At 67.6% G+C, this 1,797-nt stretch carries 1 protein-coding gene and 1 pseudogene; one reads left to right on the top strand and one right to left on the bottom strand.

The features are described from left to right. Nucleotides 1–217: 217 nt before the first annotated feature. Nucleotides 218–595 (top strand): annotated as a pseudogene (locus QH290_RS05000) (mycothiol transferase); the annotation flags it as partial. 121 nt (nucleotides 596–716) lie between these two features. On the opposite strand, the gene QH290_RS04995 reads toward QH290_RS05000, so the two are convergent. After that, a partial coding sequence (locus QH290_RS04995; RefSeq protein WP_483244241.1) for a DNA-directed RNA polymerase subunit beta occupies nucleotides 717–1,797 on the bottom strand: 1,081 nt, incomplete at its 5' end.

Genomic DNA, 1,797 nt, shown 5'->3' with positions numbered 1-1,797 from the left:
CGAGTTCGAGGTGCCGGGTCCCGATCGACAGGGACTCGGGCCCGAAACTGCGCGGGGTGTCGTGTTCGTCTACGCCGAGACCCGCAGCGTGCTCGGTGTGCTCGGTGCCGGCGGTGGTGATGATCTCGCCGGGGCCGGCGGGGGGTTTCCCAAAAACTGCCCCTACCCCCCCCGGGGGGCTCCAACCCCCCCCCGGCGCGCCCCCCCCCCCCCCCCCGCCCGGCGACGGCTCGTCGCCTCGCTGACGACACCGATCTCGCTGATCAAACATGCCGCCGCGGCGGAACGGATCTGGTTCCAGCGGTTCTGGGCGGGGCTCGGCGAATCCGAATGCGACGGATATTCCCGCCGCGACGAGGGCACATTCGCGGTCTCCGACGACGAGTCGCTGTCCGATGTGATCGCCGAGTTCGAGCGGGCCAGCGCGCGATCACGCGCGATCGCCGCCCGCTTCGACCTCGACGACACCAAGGACAATCCCCTCGAGGGAACGGTCAGCATGCGGTGGACCCTGCTCGCCATGATCGAGGAATTCGCCCGCCACGCGGGCCACGGCGATATCCTCCGCGAACAGATCGACCGCCCCGCGGCGTAGCCTCCCTCAGTCGAGCGAGCGGCCGCTGCGGTTCAACGAGCCCCGCCGCGCGATCCCGGTCGCGACGCAGAAGCCGCTGCACTGGACCACCGTCACGCTCCCCGAGGTGTAGGCGGGAGCCTCACTGCGCCAGGTCGGTGATGGAGGCGGATTCGTTGCGGGACAGCGTGATTCCGAGATTGGCTGCGGTGCGGTCGATCTCGTCGTCGTCGTGGCCCAGTTCGATCGCGGCGCCCGCGGAGAGGACCTCGACGTTGAGGCACAGCGCCTGGAGCTCCTTGAGCAGCACCTTGAACGATTCGGGGACGCCGGGTTCGGGGATGTTGTCGCCCTTGACGATCGCCTCGTACACCTTCACGCGGCCCACGATGTCGTCGGACTTGATGGTGAGCAGTTCCTGCAGGGTGTAGGCGGCGCCGTAGGCCTGCATGGCCCAGCACTCCATCTCGCCGAAGCGCTGACCACCGAACTGCGCCTTACCGCCGAGCGGCTGCTGGGTGATCATCGAGTACGGGCCGGTCGACCGCGCGTGGATCTTGTCGTCGACCAGGTGGTGCAGCTTCAGGATGTACATGTAGCCGACGGCGATGGGGTAGGGGAACGGCTCGCCCGAACGTCCGTCGAACAATGTCGCCTTACCGTCCGCCCCGACCATGACCTCGCCGTCGCGGTTGGGCAGTGTCGATGCCAGGAGCCCGGCGAGCTCGTCCTCGCGGGCGCCGTCGAAGACCGGTGTGGCCAGATTCGTCTCCGGGTCGGCCGACAGCAGCTCGTCGGGCAGGCGCTGCGCCCAGTCGGGGCGAGTGCCGTCGGCGACCTGAATCTTCCAGCCCGCCTTGCCGACCCAGCCGAGGTGGGTTTCCAGGATCTGGCCGATATTCATACGACGCGGCACACCATGGGTGTTCAAGATGATGTCGACCGGGGTGCCGTCGGGCATGAACGGCATATCCTCCTTCGGCAGGATCTTGCCGATAACACCCTTGTTGCCGTGCCGACCCGCGAGCTTGTCACCGTCCTGAATCTTGCGCTTCTGCGCCACATACACACGCACCAGCTCGTTGACACCCGGCGGCAGATCGTCGTCGTCCTCCCGCGAGAACACGCGGATCCCGATCACCTTGCCCGACTCACCGTGCGGCACCTTCAGCGACGTATCACGCACCTCACGCGCCTTCTCACCGAAGATCGCCCGCAGCAAC

This window comes from Nocardia wallacei (assembly GCF_029869545.1).
Lineage (GTDB): Bacteria > Actinomycetota > Actinomycetes > Mycobacteriales > Mycobacteriaceae > Nocardia > Nocardia wallacei_A.
This window is presented reverse-complemented; position numbering and strand designations above follow the sequence as displayed.